Source organism: Streptomyces sp. NPDC002104, from assembly GCF_053593795.1.
This window is the reverse complement of sequence record NZ_JBSFDF010000003.1, coordinates 104,034-118,499: the sequence shown is the minus strand read 5'-3', so window position 1 is coordinate 118,499 and position 14,466 is coordinate 104,034. Positions and strand designations below refer to the sequence as shown.

The 14,466-nt window shown below is 73.8% G+C and carries 20 protein-coding genes and 1 tRNA gene; 8 read left to right on the top strand and 13 right to left on the bottom strand.

Annotation, left to right across the window (positions count from 1 at the left end; translation table 11 throughout):
• Nucleotides 1-14 precede the first annotated feature (14 nt).
• A complete protein-coding gene (locus ACWCP2_RS04210) occupies nt 15-407 on the bottom strand; it encodes a TOBE domain-containing protein (protein WP_450907036.1) in 393 nt (130 codons plus the stop codon).
• 159 nt (nt 408-566) lie between these two features.
• On the opposite strand from ACWCP2_RS04210, the gene ACWCP2_RS04205 reads away from it, so the two are divergent.
• Nucleotides 567-1,637 (top strand): NUDIX domain-containing protein, encoded by a 1,071-nt coding sequence (locus ACWCP2_RS04205; protein WP_450907035.1) that lies wholly within the window; start codon nt 567-569, stop codon nt 1,635-1,637.
• 33 nt (nt 1,638-1,670) lie between these two features.
• Here the strand turns inward: ACWCP2_RS04205 and ACWCP2_RS04200 are convergent, their stop codons facing one another.
• Together ACWCP2_RS04200 and ACWCP2_RS04195 are read right to left on the bottom strand one after the other, a co-directional pair.
• Nucleotides 1,671-2,063 carry a VOC family protein gene (locus tag ACWCP2_RS04200; RefSeq protein WP_450907034.1) on the bottom strand — a complete coding sequence of 131 codons (393 nt, stop codon included), beginning with the start codon at nt 2,061-2,063 and terminating at the stop codon, nt 1,671-1,673.
• Nucleotides 2,060-2,362 carry an ArsR/SmtB family transcription factor gene (locus ACWCP2_RS04195; protein ID WP_450907033.1) on the bottom strand — a complete coding sequence of 101 codons (303 nt, stop codon included), beginning with the start codon at nt 2,360-2,362 and terminating at the stop codon, nt 2,060-2,062. The genes ACWCP2_RS04200 and ACWCP2_RS04195 overlap by 4 nt, the downstream gene beginning before the upstream one ends.
• 125 nt (nt 2,363-2,487) lie before the next feature.
• Between ACWCP2_RS04195 and ACWCP2_RS04190 the strand changes: the two genes are divergently transcribed.
• The 3 genes from ACWCP2_RS04190 to ACWCP2_RS04180 are packed head-to-tail and all read left to right on the top strand — an operon-like array spanning nt 2,488 to nt 3,514.
• The gene (locus ACWCP2_RS04190) at nt 2,488-2,577 is read left to right on the top strand and encodes an LPXTG cell wall anchor domain-containing protein (protein WP_450907032.1); all 90 of its coding nucleotides are present in this window, start codon (nt 2,488-2,490) and stop codon (nt 2,575-2,577) included.
• Between the two features lie 59 nt (nt 2,578-2,636).
• The gene (locus ACWCP2_RS04185; RefSeq protein WP_450907031.1) at nt 2,637-3,230 is read left to right on the top strand and encodes an RNA polymerase sigma factor; all 594 of its coding nucleotides are present in this window, start codon (nt 2,637-2,639) and stop codon (nt 3,228-3,230) included.
• Entirely contained in the window at nt 3,227-3,514 is a 288-nt protein-coding gene (locus ACWCP2_RS04180) for a hypothetical protein (RefSeq protein WP_450907030.1), read from the top strand. Before ACWCP2_RS04185 ends, ACWCP2_RS04180 begins: the two co-directional genes overlap by 4 nt.
• A 108-nt stretch (nt 3,515-3,622) precedes the next feature.
• On the opposite strand, the gene ACWCP2_RS04175 is transcribed toward ACWCP2_RS04180, so the two are convergent.
• Nucleotides 3,623-3,991 carry a MerR family transcriptional regulator gene (locus tag ACWCP2_RS04175; RefSeq protein WP_450907029.1) on the bottom strand — a complete coding sequence of 123 codons (369 nt, stop codon included), beginning with the start codon at nt 3,989-3,991 and terminating at the stop codon, nt 3,623-3,625.
• A 97-nt stretch (nt 3,992-4,088) separates the two neighbouring features.
• On the opposite strand from ACWCP2_RS04175, the gene ACWCP2_RS04170 reads away from it, so the two are divergent.
• Entirely contained in the window at nt 4,089-4,898 is an 810-nt protein-coding gene (locus ACWCP2_RS04170) for an alpha/beta fold hydrolase (protein WP_450907028.1), read from the top strand.
• 39 nt (nt 4,899-4,937) lie between these two features.
• Here ACWCP2_RS04170 and ACWCP2_RS04165 read toward each other — a convergent pair whose 3' ends face one another.
• Together ACWCP2_RS04165 and ACWCP2_RS04160 are read right to left on the bottom strand one after the other, a co-directional pair.
• Entirely contained in the window at nt 4,938-6,314 is a 1,377-nt protein-coding gene (locus ACWCP2_RS04165) for an FAD-binding oxidoreductase (protein ID WP_450907027.1), read from the bottom strand.
• A gap of 168 nt (nt 6,315-6,482) precedes the next feature.
• Nucleotides 6,483-7,130 (bottom strand): PadR family transcriptional regulator, encoded by a 648-nt coding sequence (locus ACWCP2_RS04160; protein WP_450907026.1) that lies wholly within the window; start codon nt 7,128-7,130, stop codon nt 6,483-6,485.
• Nucleotides 7,131-7,209: 79 nt separating this feature from the next.
• On the opposite strand from ACWCP2_RS04160, the gene ACWCP2_RS04155 reads away from it, so the two are divergent.
• On the top strand, nt 7,210-8,061 hold the full coding sequence (locus tag ACWCP2_RS04155; protein ID WP_450907025.1) for a class I SAM-dependent methyltransferase: 852 nt from the start codon (nt 7,210-7,212) through the stop codon (nt 8,059-8,061).
• A 120-nt stretch (nt 8,062-8,181) separates the two neighbouring features.
• On the opposite strand, the gene ACWCP2_RS04150 is transcribed toward ACWCP2_RS04155, so the two are convergent.
• Nucleotides 8,182-8,258 (bottom strand) — tRNA-Pro (locus ACWCP2_RS04150).
• Nucleotides 8,259-8,414: 156 nt separating this feature from the next.
• Here ACWCP2_RS04150 and ACWCP2_RS04145 point away from each other — a divergent pair.
• Together ACWCP2_RS04145 and ACWCP2_RS04140 are read left to right on the top strand one after the other, a co-directional pair.
• Nucleotides 8,415-9,119, top strand: a complete 705-nt coding sequence (locus tag ACWCP2_RS04145; RefSeq protein ID WP_450907024.1) for a transketolase — start codon at nt 8,415-8,417, stop codon at nt 9,117-9,119.
• A gap of 75 nt (nt 9,120-9,194) precedes the next feature.
• Nucleotides 9,195-10,094: a transketolase family protein gene (locus ACWCP2_RS04140; protein WP_450907023.1), complete on the top strand. Its 900-nt coding sequence runs from the start codon at nt 9,195-9,197 to the stop codon at nt 10,092-10,094.
• Here the strand turns inward: ACWCP2_RS04140 and ACWCP2_RS04135 are convergent.
• The 6 genes from ACWCP2_RS04135 to ACWCP2_RS04110 all read right to left on the bottom strand — a co-directional run bounded on the left by ACWCP2_RS04135 (nt 10,081) and on the right by ACWCP2_RS04110 (nt 14,288).
• Nucleotides 10,081-10,485, bottom strand: coding sequence for an MmcQ/YjbR family DNA-binding protein (locus ACWCP2_RS04135; RefSeq protein ID WP_450907022.1), 405 nt, complete (start codon nt 10,483-10,485; stop codon nt 10,081-10,083). The genes ACWCP2_RS04140 and ACWCP2_RS04135 overlap by 14 nt on opposite strands.
• A 75-nt stretch (nt 10,486-10,560) precedes the next feature.
• On the bottom strand, nt 10,561-11,112 hold the full coding sequence (locus ACWCP2_RS04130; RefSeq protein ID WP_450907021.1) for a GAF domain-containing protein: 552 nt from the start codon (nt 11,110-11,112) through the stop codon (nt 10,561-10,563).
• A 15-nt stretch (nt 11,113-11,127) separates the two neighbouring features.
• Complete coding sequence (locus ACWCP2_RS04125; protein WP_450907020.1) at nt 11,128-11,781, bottom strand: GTP-binding protein; 654 nt, start codon at nt 11,779-11,781, stop codon at nt 11,128-11,130.
• Nucleotides 11,759-12,178 (bottom strand): DUF742 domain-containing protein, encoded by a 420-nt coding sequence (locus ACWCP2_RS04120; RefSeq protein WP_450907019.1) that lies wholly within the window; start codon nt 12,176-12,178, stop codon nt 11,759-11,761. Before ACWCP2_RS04120 ends, ACWCP2_RS04125 begins: the two co-directional genes overlap by 23 nt.
• Nucleotides 12,175-12,636 (bottom strand): roadblock/LC7 domain-containing protein, encoded by a 462-nt coding sequence (locus tag ACWCP2_RS04115; protein WP_450907018.1) that lies wholly within the window; start codon nt 12,634-12,636, stop codon nt 12,175-12,177. Before ACWCP2_RS04115 ends, ACWCP2_RS04120 begins: the two co-directional genes overlap by 4 nt.
• A gap of 38 nt (nt 12,637-12,674) precedes the next feature.
• On the bottom strand, nt 12,675-14,288 hold the full coding sequence (locus ACWCP2_RS04110; protein WP_450907017.1) for a sensor histidine kinase: 1,614 nt from the start codon (nt 14,286-14,288) through the stop codon (nt 12,675-12,677).
• Nucleotides 14,289-14,466: the final 178 nt, after the last annotated feature.

Sequence of the window (14,466 nt, the reverse complement as noted above, 5' to 3'; positions counted from 1 at the left end):
CGAAGGGGACGGACCTAGGTCCGGTCGATGAAGACGCTCGTCGACTTCACCCGCGCGGTCGCCCTCGCTCCGACCTCCAGGCCGAGTTCCTCCACGGCCTCCCGGGTCAGCAGGGACACGACGCGGTGCGGTCCGGCCTGGATCTCGACCTGCGCGTCGACCGTGCCCAGTTTCACGCCCGTCACGATGCCGGCGAAGGCGTTGCGCGCCGAGGTGTACGGGGCCCCCTCGCCGTCGGCGCCCTCCTGGGCGACCTCCACGCAGAACGCGGCGAGGTCCGGCCCGTCGACCATCCGCCGGGTGCCGTCCCGACGCGTCGGGAACCTTTCCGCGTCGGCCCACCGCCGGGCCGTGTCTACGCTGACGCCGAGCAGCCGCGCCGCCTGGCCGATGGTGTAGGACTCCATGCCCGCAGCCTAAGCCCTCCCCCGGCCGGTCCTCGCAGGCCACAGGGCCCGGCCCGCGCCGGCCCGCGATCCCGCGCAGGATCCCCGCAGGACCCCATGGACACTGCCCGAGTGGGTACGGATCACCGTGCCACCGCAGCCACCCTTCCAGGAGCCCCCGTGCCGGATCAGCCCCCGACGCCCCCACGCCCGTCCCCGTACACCGACTCGGTCCGCGCCTACTACGCCGCCCAGCCGTCCCCCCTCGTGGCCGCCACCGGGATCGTGCTGGACCCGCGCGGGCGGGTGCTCGTCCTCACCACCTCGTACAAGGAGGAGCTGGAGCTCCCGGGCGGGTGCGTGGAGGACACCGAGACTCCGGAGGAGGGGCTGGCCCGCGAGCTGAAGGAGGAGCTGGACCTGAGCGTGCGGGTGGGGCGGCTGCTCGCCGTGGACTCCCGCCCGCCGGGGCCCCTCGGGCGCTCCCTCGTCGTCCACGTCCACCTGGTCGGCCCGCTGACGCCCGAGGAGACGTCCGCGATCTCCTTCCCGGACGGGGAGGTCACCGAGGCGCACTGGCTCACCCCGGAGGAGGCCTGCGCGGCCCTGGAACCCCGCCGGGCTGCCCGCGTGCGCGCCGCCCTGGCAGCCCTGCGCTCCGGCTCGCTCGCCCACCTGGTCGAGGGCGCGCCGCAGCCCGGCTCCCCGGCGGGCTTCGACCCCGTGCGCCGCGCCGAGCTGGAACACGCGGGCGCCTACGACGCCGCCGGCCACCGCGCCGCCCGCCCCAAGGCCCTCACGGCGGCCAGCGTGCTGTTCACCGACTCCGCGGGCGGGGTCCTGCTGGTGCGGCCCGCGTACGGCGATCCGGACCGCTGGAACCTGCCCGGCGGCGGCATCGACAGCGACCTCGGCGAGATCCCGCGCGCCGCGGCCCGCCGCGAGGTCCTCGAAGAGCTCGGCCTCGACCTCGCCCCGGGCCGGCTGCTCGCCGTCAACTGGTCCCACCGCCCCGGCTATCCGGCCCGGGTCCGGTTCCTCTACGACGGCGGCACCCTCGACGCCGCCACCCTGTCCCGGATCCGCCTGCCCGGTACGGAGCTCCTCGCATGGCGCACGGTTCCGCCATCCGAACTGCGCCGCTGCACGAAACCGTCCCTGCGCCGCCAGATCGAGGCCTCCCTCACGGCCCGCGCCACGGCCACCGGCCCCCTCGAACTGCACGCGGGACGGCCGGTGGACCAGCCCTAGGCCGTCCCTTTCGGATCGTGCCGGGCCCGCGGGCTACTTCGGCTCGGTCGCGAGCTGGATCAGGTTGCCGCAGGTGTCGTCGAAGACGGCGGTGGTGACGGGGCCCATCTCCAGCGGCTCCTGGGTGAAGCGGACGCCGAGGCCGCGCAGGCGCTCGTACTCCGCCGTGACGTCGTCGACGGCGAACTGGGCGAGCGGGATGCCGTCCTCGACGAGGGCGTCGCGGTAGGTCCTGGCGGCGGGGTGGCCGGCGGGCTCCAGGAGGAGTTCGGCGGCGCCGGGCTCCTCGGGGGAGACCACGGTCAGCCAGCGGGCGCCCTCGCCCAGCGGGACGTCGTGCTTCTTCACGAACCCGAGGATCTCGGTGTAGAAGTGCAGGGCCTTGGCCTGGTCGTCGACGAAGACGCTGGTCATGTGGATCTTCATGGGGTGCTCTCTTCCGGTCCGGACGGGTCGGGCATGGGCCATCGCTCGGCGATCTGCCGCAGCGGGGCGGTGTTCAGGTCGTGGAACTTGTACCGGCCCTCCCGCCTCGTCTCGACGAGTCCGGCGGCCTCCAGCACGGCGAGGTGCTGGGAGACGCCCTGGCGCGAGAGGCCGAGCCGGTGCTTCATGGTCAGCCGCGAGCAGATCTCGAACAGTGTCTGCCCGGACTTCTCCGCGAGCTCGTCGAGGATCGTGCGGCGTGTCGGGTCGGCCAAGGCTCTGAAGAGTTCGTCGGCCACCGCTCCAGCATAGGCAAGCAACCACTTGCCTATCAACTCCGGACCGCCCCGAATCCTTTTCGGACCTCCCCGCCTCTTGTCCCCGTACCGGCCGAACGGGCCGGCGGATCCAGGAGGAAACACCCATGATGATCACCAGCCTCGTCGTGATCGGAGCCCTGCTCGTGGGCGCGTGCACCCTGCACCTGGTGCGGCGCCGCAAGAGCCGGGCCTGACCGGAGCCGGCGACAGGTACGGGTATGGGTACGGGAGACCTTCCACGAATGAGCAGGACATGAATCCACGCTTCCGCTGGCCGGACGAACGGCTGATCAGAGCCGCCCAGGACGGTGACGTCGCGTCCCTCACCACCGTCGTCATGGAGTCACAGCCCCATGTGCGCAAGTTCGCGCTCTCGCTCTGCGCCTCGCCGCAGGACGCGGAGGACGCGGCGCAGGAGGCGCTGATCATCCTCTACCGGAAGATCGGGACGTTGCGGGCCACGGGCGCCCTCGCCTCGTGGATGTTCCGGATCGTGCGCAACGAGTGCCTGCGGCAGGTACGGCTCGTGGTCCCGCGGAGCGACGGAACCCCGGCCCCGGCCGGGCCGGGGCCCGCGGAACCGTCCGCCGAGGACTTCGTGCTGCACCGGCTGGAGGCGGAGCGGGTCGCGGCCGCGATCAGCGCCCTGCCCCGTGACCAGCGCCAGGTCCTGATCCTGCGGGACGTCCAGGGCCTGCCCGGCCGGCGGGTCGCCGATGCGCTCGGCCTGAGCACCACCGCGATGAAGTCACGGCTGCACCGGGCACGCGCGGCACTGCGCCACTCGCTGGCCGCGGCCGACCCGTCGATCGAGGGAGCGGAACGAGCAGGAGGAGGAGACGCATGACCGTGAAGCCCATGAACTACGCCAGCACATCCGTTCCGCGCCACCTGGCGCGCGGGGCCATCGGCTTCGGGCTGATCGCCGGCTCGATCGCGCTGGCGCCCGCCGTCGGTCCGGTCGCCCTGCTGGCGGCCCCACTGGCCCTCGTCGCCTTCCGCGGCTGCCCCACCTGCTGGATGGTCGGGCTGGCGCAGACCATCTCGCGCGGACGCCTTGAGCGCCAGTGCGTGGACGGCGTCTGCACCCTGGCCAAGGCCCACCCGGCGGCCGGGACCACGGTTCCATAACCGGGGCGAGGGGCAGGGCGGGGCGGGGGCAGGGCGGGGGAACACCCCCGCCCCGCCCCGCCCTGCCCCGTCCGTCCCGCCGTCAGCAGGTCGTGCGGCGTCGTCCCCTCAGCGTCCCGGTGCCCCTGAGGGTGCGGCGGTGATGATGGTGTCGAGGATCGCGCGCGAGGCCTGCAGGTCTTCGATGGTGCGGGTGATCCGCTCGCCCTCCTGCCGCAGTTGGGCGAGCAGGTCCGGGCAGGCGGGCACGAGGCGCTCGTCGTCTGCCCGGATGCAGGGCAGGACCTGAGCGATCAGAGCGGTCGAAAGGCCCGCCGCCAGCAGACAGCGGATGCGTCGCACCGTCTCGACGTCGGACGCGTCGTAGACGCGGTAGCCGCTGGTGAGCCTTCCGGGTGTCAGGAGCCCCTGCTGTTCGTAGTAGCGCAGCAGCCGCTCGTGGACCCCGGTCCGCCGCACCATCTCCTTCATGCGCATGCCGCTCGCCTCATCCCCGCTCCCCCGCCCACGCCGCGACGTGACCGACGTGACCGACTTGACTCTGACATGGATGTCAGAGTTTAGCGTCGGAGCCATGACCACTGATCGCGCACTTCCCGCCCCTCACCTCGACGTTCTCGTACGGGGGCGCGGCCCTGCGCTTCTGCTCGCGCACGGCGCCGGCGGCGGCATCGAGGGGAATTTCGGCCTCGTCCTCGACGACCTCTCCCGGGACCACACGCTCGTCGGCCCGCACTACCCCGGGGCCGGTCGCTCTCCCGTGGCCGTCGCCCCCCTGGACCTGGACGACCTCGCCGACCGCCTGGTCGCGGCCGCCGTCGCGGCCGGCCAGGATTCGTTCGCCGTCCTCGGGGAGTCCCTCGGCAGCGCCGTGGCCGTCCGGATCGCCACCCGGCACCCCGGCCGCGTCCGGGCCCTCGTACTCACCGCCGGCTTCGCCGTTGCCGACCCCGTCCTGGACCTCGCCGCTCGGCTGATCAAGTCCCTGGCAGCCGCCGCTCAGTGGGAGGACGTGGCACGGCTCGCCCTCCTGTCCTGCATGGCCCCGGCGGACCTGGCGGGTCTCGGACCGGCCGCCCTCGGCGACGCTGTCGCCCGGACCCTGACCGTGATGCCGCCGGGCATCCTGGACCACTTCGACCTGGTGTCCCGCGTGGACGTCAGGGCCGACCTGGCGAAGGTGTCCGCCCCGACCCTGGTGGTGGCGCCCACCGGCGACCGGCTGGTGCTGCCCGACAGCTCGTACCGTCTGGCGGCCGGCATCCCGGGGGCCCGGCTGGTCGACCTGCCCGGCGCCGCCCACGTCCTGGGCCCGGCCGACCGGGCCACCTGGCTCCGCCACGTCCGCACGTTCCTCGCGGCCCTCCCCGCGACGCCGGCGTGAGTGCACCACGCCTCGGGCACAAGCCGGCAGGAGGGGCACCTAGGGCTTGATGTTCTGGTTCAGGTGGAAGAGGTTGCCCGGGTCGTAGGTTGCCTTGACCGCGGCCAAGCGGTCGTAGTTGCCCTTGTAGTTGGCGCGGATGCGGTCCTGGTCGTCTTCCGCCATGAAGTTGACGTAGCCGCCCTCCTCCGAGTGCGGGGCGGTGGCCGCGTAGTAGTCGCGGACCCAGACGGTGTTGGCGTCGTTGTCGGCGGGGTCCGGCCACATGCCCGCGATGACGGTGGCGAAGGAGGCGTCCCGGTAGGCGAAAGCCGTGGCGTCCGGGGCGACGCGGTGGCAGGCGCCGTTGATCGGGTAGATGTGGACCGTCGAGTTCACGGCGGGTACGCGCGGGCCGTACACCAGGTGCGCCTCGATGGCCTCGTCGCTCAGCTCCGTGACGAAGTTGGCCTTCCAGTAGTGCTGCAGCCCGGGCGGCACCAGCGCGTCGAAGGCGCTGTTGAGTGCCGGGTACGGCATGACGCCTACGTGTTCCGCGACGACCGGTGCGAAGTCGCGGATGGGCTGGAGGGCGCGCTCGCCCTCCTCCGTCGGGCCCGCCCAGCACGCCACGATCAGCAGGAAGGTGTCGCCGTGCCGGTCCTGCGGGATGAACGGCAGCGGCGGCGCGATCTGGAAGGCCGGGAACGCGCCGAGCTGCTCCGGCGCGTCGGCGATGAACTCCCGGTAGGCGCGCAGCACGGCGCCGGCGCTGTCCAGCTCGAAGAGGATCGGCCCGCCGTAGATATCCTTGACGGGGCCGAGCCGGAAGGCGAAGGAGGTCACCGCGCCGAAGTTGCCACCGCCTCCGCGCAGGGCCCAGAAGAGGTCCTCGTGCTCCTGCTCGCTCGCGACGACGAGCTGTCCGTCCGCCGTCACCACATCCGCGGAGATCAGGTTGTCGCAGCTCAGGCCCATTCCGCGGTCGAGGTAGCCGATGCCGCCGCCCAGGGTGAGGCCGCCGACGCCGGTGGTGGAGATGATCCCGCCCGTCGTCGCCAGGCCGAACGCGTAGGTGGCCGCGTTGAAGTCGCCCCAGGTCGCGCCGCCCTCGGCGCGCGCCGTCCGCCGTACGGGGTCGACGCGCACGCCGCGCATCGCGGACAGGTCGGCGACCACGCCGTCGTCACAGGTCCCGAAGCCGGGCACGCTGTGGCCGCCGCCGCGGACCGCCAGGTCGAGCTCGTTCTCCCGGGCGAAGTCGACGGCCGCCATGACGTCGCCCGCGTTCGCGCAGCGCACGACCGCGGCCGGCCGCCTGTCGATCATGGCGTTGTAGACCGTGCGGGCTTCGTCGTAGTCCTCGTCCCCCGGAGTGACGACGGTGCCGCGCACCCGTTGACTCAGCTGGTCCACAGTGAAGTTGCCCATGGCCATCGCTCCTCGCGCCCCGGCCCGGGACGGTGCGACCTCCGGCGGGCCCGGGGCTGTCCGCCGGTGGATGGGCCCCCAATTCACGCTACGCCGGATGGGTGGAGCGGCAATCCGGACGCGACGGGCGCGACGCCCGCGGCGGGCTCGGCGGGCTCGGCGGGCGCCGCGTGTTCACGCCTCGTCCCCGGCGCCGGCGCCCCAGCCCGCGCGCCGGAGGATCTCGGCCAGCTCCCCGGGGTCCGGGACGGCCTCCGCCGGCTCGTCGGGCCACTGCTCCACGACGGTGGTCGCCCACTCGGCCCAGGTGGCGACGAGCCGGTAGTAGTCGGTGAGGAAGCGGCCGACGAGCATGGTCTGGGCGGCCCGCTCCTGGAACGGGGCCCGCCCGGCGAGATGGGCCCGCGCGGCCGCCGCGTTCTCCCGGTTCCGCTCGTCGGCCCAGTCCCGGGCTCCGCGGAGGGTGGCCAGGGTGTCGGCTCTGGTGCCGGAGTCCGCGAAGAACACCTTCAGGAGCTGTTCGGATTCCAGGACCGGGCCGGCACTCGGCCCGGTCAGCCAGTCGGCCAGCGCGCGCCGCCCCTCGGCGGTGATGCGGTAGACGGTGCGCGGCCGCCGTCCGACCGCTTCCTTCGCCGCCTCGGCCAGGCCGTGGCGGACGAGCTTCTTCGGCTCCTCGTACAGCTTGCTCTGGGCCCGGGGCCAGATGCGGCCCAGGCTCCGGTCCATCTGCTGCGCGAGCTCGTACGTGCTCCAGGGCCGGATCGAGAGCAGGCCGAGGATCGCGTAGGACGTGGTGGTGAGCGCCGGACCCCTTGACATCGCCATCCTCCAGGCGTAATCCGGAAATAGCCCAAATACTCCCTTTGGTACTGTTTTCCCAGCATAGGCGGTGGTGGTCATGACCAGCACCCTCCGGGTCGATCCCGTCAACACCGAACAGGCCCGCGCCTGGGACGGCCGGGAAGGCGCCCACTGGGCGCGGCACGCCGATCGCTACGACCGCGCCGTACGCCGCTATCGCACGCACCTCCTCGCCGCGGCCGACGTGTCCGCCGCCGATCAGGTGCTGGACATCGGCTGCGGCACCGGCGAGACCACCCGCGACGCCGCGCGCCGGGCGGGCGCCGGCCGGGCCCTCGGTGTGGACCTCTCGGCGGCGATGCTGCGGGTGGCCCGCCGGCGAGCGGCGGCCGAGGGAGTGCGCAACGCCGGCTTCGTGCAGGCCGACGCCCAGGTCCACCCCTTCTCCTCCGAGGCGTTCGACCTGGCCGTCAGCCGCACCGGGACGATGTTCTTCGCCGACCCGGTCGCCGCGTTCCGCAACATCGCCGGCGCGCTGCGACCGGGCGGACGTCTCGTGCAACTGGTCTGGCAGGCACCGGCGGGCAATGAATGGTTCCGCTCGCTCACCGGCGCCCTGGCCGCCGGACGCCCGCCGCCCGCGCCCGCGCCCGACGCGCCCGGGCCGTTCGCACTCGCGGACCCGGAGCGGGTCCGTACGGTGCTCGCCGCCGCCGGCTTCACCGGCGTCCGACTGGAACCCCACGGCGAGGCCATGCGGTTCGGCGACGACGCCGACGACGCGGAGCGGTTCACGCTCGGCATGCTCGGCTGGATGCTCGAAGGACTCGACGAAGAGGGCCGGCGGCGCGCCATCGGCGCCCTGAGGGCCACCCTGACCGCCCACGACACGGGGGACGGCGTCCTGTACGCCTCTGCGGCCTGGATCGTCCGGGCGACCCGCCCGTGACGAGGACCGGCCGGGGCCACCCGAAGGAAGCCGCCCGAAAGAGGCCGAGCGAAAGAGGCCGGACATGGCAAAGGCCGTTCTCCCGGTATGAGAGAACGGCCTCCGACCTGCGTTTCCGCATGGTCGGGACGACAGGATTTGAACCTGCGACCCCTTGACCCCCAGTCAAGTGCGCTACCAAGCTGCGCCACGTCCCGATACGCGTTGACCTGGGGTTTCCCCCGTTTGAACGCGCAGGAGAACGATACCGCACTTCCGGAGGTGGTCGCGCGCACCTTTCCGCTCCGCGGCGGGGCGGGAGCGGGCCGGGCGGGTGTTGACCTCAAGCGTGCTTGAGGTTGCACGATCGGTCCATGACACCGACTGCAGCCGCGGACGCCCGGTTCCGCCACGAAGACCTGGGGGCCCTCATGGCCCTCATGACCGGGGCCGAGAAGCACGGCCCCGCCGCCACCTCCACGCTCGACGCGCTGTGGGTGCTCTACGACCGGATCCTGCGCGTCGGGCCGGACAGCGCCGGGGATCCGGGCCGGGACCGGTTCCTGCTGTCCAAGGGGCACGGACCGATGGCCTACTACGCCGTCCTCGCCGCCAAGGGCTTCTTCCCGGTCGACTGGCTCAGCGGGTTCGGCGCGTACGACTCGCCCCTCGGGCACCACCCCGACCGCACCCTGATCCCCGGAGTGGAGATCGGCAGCGGTTCCCTCGGCCACGGACTGCCGCTCGCCGTCGGGAGCGCGCTCGGGCTGCGGGCCCAGGGGCTCACCGACCCGGCCGTGTGGGTGCTGATCGGGGACGCCGAACTGGACGAGGGGAGCAACCACGAGGCGATCGCGTACGCCGGCCCGGCGGGCCTGGAGCGGTTGCACACCATCGTGATCGACAACGACTCCGCGACCCACGGCTGGCGGGGCGGCATCGCCTCCCGCTTCGAGGCCGCCGGCTGGTCCGCGGTCACCGTGGACGGCCGGGACCACGCGGCGCTGCACACGGCGTACACCACGCCCCACCCGGGCCGGCCGCTCGCCGTGGTCGCCCGCGTCGAGAGGAAGCGCTGAGGAACAGCGCCGGAGAACGCCGGACACCACCCAAGAACACCCGAGAACACTCAAGAACGCCTCAGAGGGGGAGACATGGACACCATGCGCGAACGGTTCGTCTCGGTCACGTCGCGAGCGCTCGACGAGGAGCCCCGGCTGGCCGTCGTCCTGGCCGAGATCGCCATGGACGGCTTCCGGCCCGCCCAGGAGCGCCATCCGGACCGGGTGATCAACGTGGGCATCCGCGAGCAGCTGCTGGTCGGCGTGGGCGGCGGCCTGGCCCTCACGGGGCTGCGACCGGTGGTGCACACCTTCGCCAGCTTCCTCGTGGAGCGGCCCTTCGAGCAGATCAAGCTCGACTTCGGGCACCAGGGCACGGGCGGGGTGCTCGTCAGTGCGAGTGCCAGCTACGACTGGCCCGCCGGCGGGTTCACGCACATGGCACCGGGCGACGTGGCCCTGCTGGACACCCTGGACGGCTGGACCGTGCACGTCCCGGGCCATCCGGACGAAGCCGAGGCGCTGCTGCGCCACGCCTACGCCGCCGGGGACGACAAGGTCTACGTCCGGCTCTCCGAGCAGTCGAACACCACGGCCCGGCCCGTGGACGGGCTGCGCTTCCAGACCGTACGGGAGGGACGTGCGGGCGTCGTCGTCGCCGTCGGGCCCCTGCTCGACAACGTCCTCACCGCGACCGAGGGCATGGACGTGGGCGTGCTGTACGCGCCGACCGTACGGCCCTTCGACGACGCGGCACTGCGCGCCGCCGTCGGGCCCGGCCCGGCCGACGTGGTGCTGGTCGAGCCGTACCTCGCGGGCACCTCCACGGCGGCCGCGAACCGGGCCCTCGAAGCGGTCCCGCACCGGGTGCTCGGCCTCGGGGTCGGCCGCGCGGAGCTGCGCCGCTACGGCACGATCGAGGAGCACACGGCGGCCCACGGACTCGCCCCGGCCTCGCTGCGTGCGCGGATCGCCGCCTTCACCCCGCGGTGAGCGGCCTCCCCGGCCCCCGGCCGTCCAGCTCCGGATGGGCGGCCGCCAGGCGCTTGGGGGCCGCCTGGCGCCAGGAGTCGGTCAGGATGGAGCGCAGCTCCACGGTGTCCTCCACCGCCGCCAGCCGGACCCGGATCCACGCGTAGGTGTCGTCGTGGCCGGGGCGTATGAAGAACTTCTCCGGCTCCGCCGCGAGCAGCTCCGCGCGGTCCTCCCGGGGACACTTCACCCCGATCGAGGTGTCGTCGTCGCCGAGCGCCGCGAAGATCTTCCCGCTCTTCCCGCTCGCCGCGCCGCCCACTCTGAAGGTGGGCATGCCCCAGGCGAGCTTCTCGCTGCTGTCCGGGAGCGACAGCGCGATCGCCCTGACGTCCTCCGCCGTCGTGGCCATCCCCCGACTCCTCTCCGACACGGACCCTGACACGGGCAGTGCCTCGTCTCCGACCGTAGACCCGGGCACTGACAATCACCCCCGGGCCGTGCGGTCCTCCCGTTCGTGCAGCAGCTCCACCAGCTCCGCAGCCAGCGCCTTCACCGTCGCGAGCCCCGCCAGCCCCCAGCGCCGCGGCACCACGTCCACCGCGCACACCGTCCCCAGGACGATCCCGCGCCGGTCGGTCAGGGGCGCGCCCGCGTAGGAGCGCACCCCGCTCTCGTCCACGACGGCGTTGCCCGCGAAGCGCGCGAAGTCCCGTACGTCCTCCAGCACCAGCGCGCGCCGCCGTACCACCACGTGCGGGCAGTACCCGTGGTCCCGGGGGAGCGCGCGCGCCGGATAGCCGCTCGCCGGGGCGTCGGCCGCGTGGTGCAGGCCGGCGAAGAACTGCCGTTCCTCGCTGATGAAGTTGACCCCGGCGTACGGCGCCGCGAGCCCGTCCGCGACCCGGCGCGCGAACGCGTCCAGTTCACCGTCCGTCCGCTCCCCCAGGCCCAGTTCGCGCAGCCGCAGCACGCGCGCGGGCGCCTCCCGGTCCACCGGTGTGAGCAGCAGGTGGCCGGTCGATTCGTAGTACGTCATGGTGTCTCCCCCACATCACGTCGCTCCGCGCGCGGCGCGGACCTCATTCATGGACATCGCGTGCTCCGGGTGCGCCGCCGCACGCGTCGGGTGCGGGGCGCCGAGCAAGTGGTGGACCAGGGCGGCCAGCACCCCCGTTCCCGAGCTCGTCAGGCGGGCGTCGCAGCGCACGACGGGCACCTCCGTGCCGATCCCCATGGCGTCGCGCACCTCGCCGGGGGTGTAGCGGTGGCCGCCGTCGAACTCGTTGACGGCGACGATGAAGCCGACCCCCCGGCGTTCGAAGAAGTCCACGGCGGGGAAGCAGTCGGCGAGGCGGCGCGTGTCGGCGAGCACCACCGCCCCGAGCGCGCCCGCGCACAGCTCCTCCCACAGGAACCAGAAGCGCTGTTGGCCCGGGGTACCGAAGAGGTAGAGCACGTTCCGCTCGTCCAGGGTGATCCGGCCGAAGTCCAGCGCCACGGTCGTGGTCGTCTTCGCCCCGACCCCGTCGAGCGGGTCGGCCACCTCGCCCGGCCCGCTCAGCAGTTCCTCCGTGCTCAGCGGCTCGATCTCGCTCACCGCGCCCACGAAGGTGGTCTTGCCCGCCCCGAACCCGCCCGCGACCAGGATCTTCAAGGTCGCGGAGCGTCCGCGGGCGGCCGGGTCAGAGCCGTTTGTGCAGGCCATCGAGCACCGCCCGGAGCAGGGACTGGTCGTCGTCGGCGAAGGAACCTCCGGCCGGGAAGCAGGGCGCCCGCACCGTGACGGCCCCGTGTTCCATCAGGTCGCCGAGGACGACCTTGACCACCACCGCCGGGAGCCTCAGGTGCCCGGCCACCTCGGCGACGGTGACCGCGGCCGAGCCGGCGCACAGCCGGAGCGCGAGGACGTGCTCGGCGCCGAGGGGGGCGCGCGGGCGCACGCCGGTCGCCGTCACCAGCGACAGCAGGTCGAGCGCGACGGACGGCCGGGTCCGGCCGCCGCTCGCGGTGTACGGACGGATGACCCGGCCCGCGGAATCGTCCAGCCACGGCACGTCGCGCGGTCCCCCCGGCGCCGTCGCCCCCCTGGCGCGGGCCCTCATCGCTCCACGTCGGTGACGGGCCGCCTCGGCGGGGCGGCCAGGTACGGGCGGACGCTCTTGACCAGCATGGCCATCTCGTAGCCGAGCACGCCCGCGTCGGCCTCCCGGTCGGCCAGTACGGCCAGGCAGGTGCCGGATCCGGCCGCCGAGACGAAGACGAGGGCGGTGTCGAGCTCGACCACCACCTGCCGGACCTCGGCGCCCTCCGCGAACCGGGATCCGGCGCTGCGGCCCAGCGCGTACAGCCCGGAGGCGAGGGCCGCCAGGTGGTCGGCGCTGTCGGCGTCGAGTCCGTGCAGGCAGGTGACGAGCCCGTCGGCGGTCAGCAGGACCGCGCTGCGCGTGTACGGGACCCGCTGGACCAGGCCGCTGAGCAGCCAGTCGAGGTCCGAGAGCCGCGTGGTCGTCGTACTGATCGTGGTCGTCGTACTGATCGTGGTCGCCGCTTCGCCGCCCATGGGGGTGCGCTCCTTAGCTGTCGGGTGAGAGGCCGGGGTCACGTCTGGTGCTCCGACTGGGCGAGGCCGAAGCCCCGTTGGAAGGCGGCCATCAGGCCGGGGTCGTGCACGGGCCCCTCCGCGCCCTCGCCGCCGCCCGGCCGGGGTGCGGGGGCCTCGCGCAGCTGGGGGACGAGGTGTTCCTGGGCCCGCCGCCGGGGCAGCGGGGGTCGCTCGCCGCCGTCCCGGGCGGCCGGTACGGCGCGGAGCGGCGGCGCGGCGGGCGCCGGTACGGTCCGCACGCGCACGGGCGCCGCGCCGCCGGGTGCCGCGCCCGCGGGTGCCGTGCCCGGAGCCGCGGGCTCCGGCCCGGGCAGGGGTGACCGTACGGGCTCCAGCCGGGGCGCTCCCGCCCCCTCGCCGGTCCCCCACGCGGTGGCGCGGGAGCCGCCCAGGGCGTCGGCCGCGCTCGGCGCCCCGGCCCCCAGCAGCTCCTGGGGCAGGACCAGTACGGCCAGCACGCCGCCGTAGATGTTCGACTTGAGCTCCACGGCGATCCCGTGCCTGCGGGCCAGCGCGGAGACGACGAACAGGCCGATCCGCCCGTCGGCCAGCAGGTGCCGGACGCTGATCTGGTCGGGGTCGCCGAGCAGGGCGTTCATCCGGTGCGCTTCCTCGGGCGGCATGCCGAGGCCCCGGTCCTCGACCTCGACCGCGATCCCGGCCGTGACCCGCTCCGCGCGCACCACGACATCGGTGTCGGGAGCGGAGAACACGGTGGCGTTCTCGACGAGTTCGGCCAGCAGGTGCACGACGTCGGCGACGGCGTGGCCGCGTACGGAACCGCCCGCGGGGGGCACCACTTTGACCCGGGTGTACTGCTCGACCTCCGCGACCGAGGAGCGCAGTACCTCGCTCAGGTCGACGGGCCGGGTCCACTGGCGGCGCGAGGCCGCTCCGCCGAGCACCGCGAGGTTCTCCGCGTGGCGCCGGATCCGGGTGGCGAGGTGGTCGACGTGGAAGAGCTCCTTGAGCAGGTCCGGGTCCTCGACCGTGTCCTCCAGGTCGTCCAGCAGCGAGATCTCCCGGTGCACGAGGGACTGCAGGCGGCGCGCGAGGTTGACGAAGACCTCGACCTTGCGGTCGCTGTCGGAGGGCGTGACGGGGCCGCCGAGGCGGACCAGGGTCGTGTGGGCCTGTTCGCGGGCACCGCGCAGCTCCTGGGCCAGCAGCCAGAACTCGTCGATTCCCGCCGTTTCGGGTCCGAAGGACGGCGCGGCCGGTCCCCCGCGCACCGGGCGCGCGGGCAGCTCGCCGCGCTCCAGCCGGTCGGCGGTGGTGTGCAGCTCCTGGCGGCCGCGGACGCTGGAGCGGCGCAGCGCCTCACAGCGGTCGCGGACGGTCTTGGCCGCGCGCTGGGCCCCGAGCAGGGCGGCCGCGAGCGCGCCCGCGAAGAGCAGCGCGCAGCCGCCGAGCACCGGCCACAGCCGGGGATCGCGGGCTCCCGCGCCGCCGCCGAGCTGGAGCGCGAAGAGCACCGCGGCGGCGCCGCTGAGCCCGGCGGCGAGCGTGGGCAGCAGGGCGGCGCGGATCAGCTGGGGCCGTATCTGCCGGCCGGGACCGGTGACGGCGTGTCTCGACGGGGCGTGGCGGGCGGCGCGGAGTCCGGACATCGGCGTCCTCGGTAGGTGGGGCCCGGCCCCCGGGCTTCCCGGGATCCGGTGTTGATCACCGGATACCCACGCTAGACCGCATGCTCTGCCCCAGGACGGCCAGTTGGGGAACTTCGCCCGGGTGCTTCCCGCTCCCGATGGAGCGCTCGTACGACAGCCCGAATGCGCCGGGAGCGCA